The sequence below is a fragment of the Pedobacter sp. genome, from assembly GCF_035566355.1.
In the GTDB taxonomy this organism is placed as follows: Bacteria; Bacteroidota; Bacteroidia; order Sphingobacteriales; family Sphingobacteriaceae; genus Pedobacter.
Genome location: NZ_DATMRL010000562.1, coordinates 1 through 5,806, shown reverse-complemented (window position 1 = coordinate 5,806; position 5,806 = coordinate 1). Strand labels below are relative to the sequence as shown.

Genomic DNA, 5,806 nt, shown 5'->3' with positions numbered 1-5,806 from the left:
AGCTTGAGCCCGAGCGAAGGCGAGGTGGTGTTAGCTCAAGCAAAGGAAACCCCGGGCTTCAGCCCGGGGAGGATGTCATTATTGCCCTTGACCTGTCCTATAATCGATGATAAACTTTGTAGTCAATGATAAGGAGGTGTTGTTTGAGGTCAGCTTTTACGGTTCACGCATATGAGGTGATTCAGACTCGCATGATCATCAATCCGCAAGATCTTCTCAATCTGTTAGATAAAGATCTTTGCGTGCCGTTGGGTTACGAGCAGGGTACGAACAAGCAGCATAGACTTTTCTATAGCATCGACGATCGAGAATGCTTTGTGGCGGTACAGGATACTGCAAACGGCGAAATTGTAACGGTTCTGCCAATGCAGTATCACAATAGATGGAAGGTTTCGCCACAGGCCGAATCTTTGGCAATTGAATTGGTAATGCCAAAGCCAAGGCTTCAGAAGTCGACGAATGGCAATCGTAAGACGCCCCTGCGATTGATGGTCATAGTTTTAGATAAAGACAGCAAAAAAATTGCCTTCCATCTGGAACCCCTTGTCATGGAAGATTACGGAGCTGGTATAAATGCAGTAGTTGCAAACGCCCAGTTCCATAAAGAGCTAAATGTTCTTGTTGCGGCAAAGCTCGCAGGCCAGAAACTTTGTTCAGTAACGTTAATTGTAGAAAAACCTGGCCTGAGGGTTCAACGGACTACTTTGTGTTACGGTTAACTTTGAATCGCTTGGCGATGCCCATTGGTATCGCTTTTTTTATTGCCTTATAGCTTGTTGACGGAAACAAGCACTTCTGGTAAACTAAGCAGTTCCGCCTTCGCTAAAGCTTTGGCGGACAGGCAATTCAAAAGGAGGCTTTAAGTAATGAGCATCAGCTTGCTTAGTCATAGGTTGGTGTTCCGAAAAAAGAACACCCTGCCTTTGGATCTGGAAGATCAGATGAGGTTTGCGTTTCGATTGGGAAGACAAAGAGGTGATGACCTAGTAAGACTCAGCTTCCGGGCGATCGAGAACCATAGCCGAAAGCTACCCGAAGGACTTTGGGTTGGAACTCGGAATTATGCCTGCAATCGAGCTATTGCCGCAGCATACTACCATGGCATTTCGACGAAACTTTTGGCTGCGAAAATGCCAACACAGAATCGGCAAGAGACTCTGAAGCTTGCAGCCAGAACACAGAGACTTGTGCTTCAGTTGATCGTTTCAATCCAGGATTTGGATATCCTAAGACTTCAAAAACCTACTGTTCTGCCTGACTGGGCACACTTGTTTGTGGGTGCCTTGTCGGTGGCACGCGTGGCCAAAGCTTGTCACGATTTGGGCTTCGAGGTTAGGTATCCACGCCCAGTTGTAGATGCATGTCATTTCATCGACTTGTTCTGCAGCCTTGAGCAGCATCGCCATCTGGCGATTCAGGTAAAAACTGGAACCGGCAATAAAGTTTCAGTTGTCGATGACAACACGCGAGGACCTGCCAGGAGATTTCGTTTTGCCGCATCATCGATCGTGAAGAGTGCGCAGAAACGAGGCGACAATATCGTCACGGTATGGGCACTCTGCTCAAGGCAACAATCCGGGTTGGATTGCGGCGAACTCCGAACCAGCTTTGATGTCATTGCAAGAACTTGGATGATAGGCTTAAGTGCACTGTGATGCGGTATAGTTTTCTAGTTTGCACTGCGCTGGGTTCCTCTCAACTATTCGGCAGACATAAGTCTGCCACGCGTTGCAGTTAACTAGGGTCGACTTCGCTCCACTCGGGTTGATTGGTCATGGCTGTTCTAAGGGGCAGAAAGAAATTTCTGCCAAACATAGCAAACCATAGCTGTGTTGTGTCCTCTACACTAAGTTGTGCTATTGGGCAGAGTAAATCTCTGCCATCTCCCGGTACCGAGAACCAACGCGCGCTGCGTTATTCCCTGCCTTAGCAGAGTGCAGTACTCCTTGGAGCAGGAGGAAACTTCTGCTAAATCTCTAAGGTAGAGTTCGGTGAGTTTCGGTTCACCAGTCATCGCTGCTGTAAGTTGGACAAACCTTTTGTAGCCTTGACTCTGGGGCAGGAGTGACCCTGCCAGAATTTCCGTCAGGTAAAGTATAGTTCTCAAGAGCATCCAATCCTGTGCCGCAGTTGACTCTGGGGCGGAAGTAATTCCGCCGGGATGTCGCTGGCCTGACTTGAGTACACTAACGTGTCTCCGTAGTCATCATGGGTGGTGTTGACTCAGCTACACTTTCGGGCGAGAGAAATCTCGCCGATCATCTAGGACGGTAATCAGCAATTGATTACCGTCTTTTCTATTTGAGGGATTGTGGGACTTGACAATGTGGAGTTTCCCATATACAATAGATTTATGGTACTAGATTTAAGTCAATCAGAAGGGTTTGAATGGGATGAGGGGAATCAGACTAAAAGTCTAGAAAAGCATGGAATTACCAAGTTAGAAACTGAAGAAGCTTTCTTTAATTTCTATGTAGTTTTTCCAGACCAAAGGCACAGTCAGACCGAAAAGCGGTTTGCTATGTATGGCCAAACAAATGCAGGAAAGTTGCTATTTATCGCTTTTACTATAAGAAATCGGCTTATCAGAATAATTTCTGTGAGAAGAGCTAATAAACAAGAAAGGAATACTTATGAAGAAACCTTTAAAAAAGCTGCCTAAATTTAAAAACGAAGACGAAGAGCGAAAGTTTTGGGACACCCATAGCTCCGTTGGTTACTTTGATATGTCTAAGGTTATGACTGGCCCATTGTTTCCGAATCTTAAACCTACTTCCGAATCCATTTCCTTAAGAATTCCAGCTCATATCTTAGCTCGAGTTAAAGTGCGAGCAAACGAATTGGATGTGCCTTATCAATCATTGATGAAACAGTATATTGCTAAGGGAGTTTGGAAGAAGTAGTTCTTTTAAATTGTTTATAAATTAATACAACAGTCGAAACTTAGTTCTTATAGTGACTTAAAGCGGATTTTTTATTGCCATGATAAGCTATTTATAGCCATTTCACTTTCTTAATAATATGATTAAAAAACTGAAACGTATACAAGTGGAGGAAAGGCTCAAATCCTTGGGTCTAGAGGTGTTTACGCCAAAAGAATTCAAAGGTGTGTTTGGTGTACCTACACAAATAGCTTCAGTCTTTATTTCAAATAATATTGACAGTGGCTTATTTGTTAAACTTCGTAATGGTTTTTATATGCTTAAAGATAGTAATCCTGATCTTTTTTTTATTGCCAATCGACTTTATGAACCTTCCTATATTTCTTTAGAGACAGCTTTATCGCATTATCATATTATCCCAGAAGTTGTCTATACGATTACTTCAGTGACCAGCAAGATTCCAAGAGAGTATAAAACTCCAGCAGGCACCTTTAGCTATCAGCGAATAAAAAAAGAAGTTTATACCGGTTATAGTTTACAGGAAATCCGCGGCCAAAAAGTTTTTATGGCTGACATTGAAAAGGCCTTGGCCGATTATCTCTATTTTGTAGATTTGAAAAAAATATCACTTAATGATCGTTTGGAGCTAAAGAATCTAAATAAAGCAAAACTCACGAGATATGTGAGATTATTTAAGCGGAAGGGAATGTTAGAATTAATTGATCGAATATATGTTGAGTATAGAAAACCTCGAAAAATTTACTAAGCATGCTCAAACAAGTATAGAAAATGTTGTAAGAGAATATTGTGAACATTTATTTTTGTCATACTTGTACAAACAATCAGGATCTGAGAAATTATTGTTTAAAGGAGGAACTGCTTTAAGGATCGTATTTCACAGTCCTCGTTACTCAGAAGATTTGGATTTTACTGGGGTTAATATTAGTCCCAAAGAAGTAGAGGAGATATTTACTAATACGCTTGCAAATATAGAAAACACGGGTATTAATGTTCAACTTGATGAAGGGAAGGCCACTAGCGGCGGCTATTTAGGTATTGCAATATTTAAAGCTTATGATTTTGCGATTCCTGTTCAAATAGAGGTTTCCTTGCGCAATGGCAAGGAGCTTAAGGGTATAACAACTCTTATTGAAAATGATTATATTACAGCGTATACCTTAGTTCATTTGTCTAAAGAAGAAATAGTAAAGGGAAAGATGCAGGCTTTGCTTAATCGCCACAAACCGAGAGATTTTTATGATTATTTTTTCCTTTTATCTGGCAACTACCCGCTAGTTAAGGATAAAGAGAATTTAAATCTGGTCCGTGGGTTATTAGAAAAGTCTAAAATCGATTTTAAGTCAGAGCTACGAAAATTTTTGCCCGCAAGCCACTCTATGCATCTGCGGGATTTTAAAAAAGTTTTAGAAGGTAAGATAAAAGACTATCTTGGTTGATAATAGAAGCATGATTAACAGTATTACTGAATGTTAACCCAAATTGCCTTAGAAACAACTGCAGAAGTAGGGTCTCAGTACAAATTGGTGGTTTTTTAATTTTATTTTCTTTTTACTCAACTCCAATATTGCTGTTTGTTTCCATCGCCCGATTAATTTCATCTGCAAGCTGCATCATGTCTGTTGTATCGTCATAAGTAATATTGTTATCGTCCGCCAATTCGTGTAAACGTTCGACGGATTCCGAGGTGCCTGCTTGGGCTAACTTTTTTAAATACTTATAGTCTATCTGACCGTGGTCTCGTAACCAATCATAGGCATTGTCTAATTGTTTTTGATCAGCAGAATTTTGGTCTGAGTTGAGCATGGAATTCTCTCATAATTAACTCAAATGAAGCTTATACATTCTTTGGCTGGGTTTTGTTCTATATTTTCCTTGCTTGAGATTCTTTAACTGGATCTGAGCCACTTTGATTATATCCTCGAGCCTGTAGTGAGAGTCTTTGGGGTTTGAAATTATTGTCCTGGCACTTCTAACAATATTGTTTAATCCTTTAGTCAAGTCATTTACTGCTTCATCATTCATAGTATACATATTATATGCGTTAACTGTTTAACTCCGTGATAATTGTTTCTTATGCCAAATCTTTTTTCTTTTCCTCAAATTCCTGTTTATTAATCTCTCCTTTGGCATAACGCTCTTTAAGTATATCCATTGGAGATTTGTCGGCAGCTCTGTTCGAACCATGTCTGCCGTACTTCCAATTACCCCGGCCGATGAGCACCCAAAATAGCGGGATGATACATACCCAGAAAATAATCCAAAAAAAAGGCCAAAATGTCCATTGAATGTTTATATAGTGTGTATCCATATAGCTAGTATGGACCTATTTGGTCAGATGTCAACCTTAAGATCTGAAATCAGGTATATAAATATAACCCTGTTGCCTCTGGATTATAGTTCTAATGTTGTTCACGATGGTGAGCCAAATAAAGGACATCAGAATGATCTGGTATTTTTTATTTTGACCAAAAATAAAACCGTAATTATTTTAATTCGCGTTGACACGAGTTTGTGATTTCTGTTATTCTTGGATATCCGCAGGAGGATAATTATGCCCAGATTCAGAATCGAGAATCTAAGGGAGGAGGACGATAAGTCTGAGCACACATGGTGGGAGAAAGCACAGGAGCGCTTCTGGGAATGGTGGATATATGGCCGACCAAGTTCCAAGATTCGAATCAAGAAGCTGAAACTAAAGAGCTACAGAGTACCAGCTCTCTATATCGGCTTTGTGAAGGGTGAGATTACCAAAGAAGACTTGTATGATAGGCTTCGTCCCACTCAGGTGGGTGAATTTATCGCTCTGCACGAACTGGTAAAGCAGGGACTCGAAACTGGCAAGGCTGATATTCCTCCTGAACTTGCTATTGCGCTGGCAGAGTCTTTCATGGACCGTCGTCGTC

At 41.0% G+C, this 5,806-nt stretch carries 9 protein-coding genes; 7 read left to right on the top strand and 2 right to left on the bottom strand.

All coding sequences use genetic code 11. From position 1 onward, the window contains the following. The first annotated feature begins 191 nt into the window (after positions 1-191). From VNZ46_RS22095 to VNZ46_RS22070, 6 genes are all read left to right on the top strand, one after another. Positions 192-719 (top strand): hypothetical protein, encoded by a 528-nt coding sequence (locus tag VNZ46_RS22095; protein WP_325562668.1) that lies wholly within the window; start codon positions 192-194, stop codon positions 717-719. A 147-nt stretch (positions 720-866) separates the two neighbouring features. Then, complete coding sequence (locus tag VNZ46_RS22090; RefSeq protein ID WP_325562666.1) at positions 867-1,655, top strand: hypothetical protein; 789 nt, start codon at positions 867-869, stop codon at positions 1,653-1,655. Positions 1,656-2,353: 698 nt separating this feature from the next. Next, complete coding sequence (locus VNZ46_RS22085; RefSeq protein ID WP_325562664.1) at positions 2,354-2,662, top strand: BrnT family toxin; 309 nt, start codon at positions 2,354-2,356, stop codon at positions 2,660-2,662. Then, a complete protein-coding gene (locus VNZ46_RS22080) occupies positions 2,634-2,903 on the top strand; it encodes a BrnA antitoxin family protein (protein ID WP_325562662.1) in 270 nt (89 codons plus the stop codon). The genes VNZ46_RS22085 and VNZ46_RS22080 overlap by 29 nt, the downstream gene beginning before the upstream one ends. 118 nt (positions 2,904-3,021) lie before the next feature. Further along, positions 3,022-3,648 carry a hypothetical protein gene (locus VNZ46_RS22075; RefSeq protein WP_325562660.1) on the top strand — a complete coding sequence of 209 codons (627 nt, stop codon included), beginning with the start codon at positions 3,022-3,024 and terminating at the stop codon, positions 3,646-3,648. After that, positions 3,614-4,339 carry a nucleotidyl transferase AbiEii/AbiGii toxin family protein gene (locus VNZ46_RS22070; protein WP_325562656.1) on the top strand — a complete coding sequence of 242 codons (726 nt, stop codon included), beginning with the start codon at positions 3,614-3,616 and terminating at the stop codon, positions 4,337-4,339. Before VNZ46_RS22075 ends, VNZ46_RS22070 begins: the two co-directional genes overlap by 35 nt. A 112-nt stretch (positions 4,340-4,451) precedes the next feature. Here VNZ46_RS22070 and VNZ46_RS22065 read toward each other — a convergent pair whose 3' ends face one another. Further along, positions 4,452-4,706, bottom strand: coding sequence for a hypothetical protein (locus VNZ46_RS22065; protein ID WP_325562654.1), 255 nt, complete (start codon positions 4,704-4,706; stop codon positions 4,452-4,454). A 268-nt stretch (positions 4,707-4,974) separates the two neighbouring features. Further along, complete coding sequence (locus VNZ46_RS22060; RefSeq protein WP_325562652.1) at positions 4,975-5,211, bottom strand: SHOCT domain-containing protein; 237 nt, start codon at positions 5,209-5,211, stop codon at positions 4,975-4,977. 243 nt (positions 5,212-5,454) lie between these two features. Between VNZ46_RS22060 and VNZ46_RS22055 the strand changes: the two genes are divergently transcribed. Further along, the coding region (locus VNZ46_RS22055) for a hypothetical protein (protein ID WP_325562650.1) at positions 5,455-5,806 on the top strand (352 nt) is incomplete at its 3' end.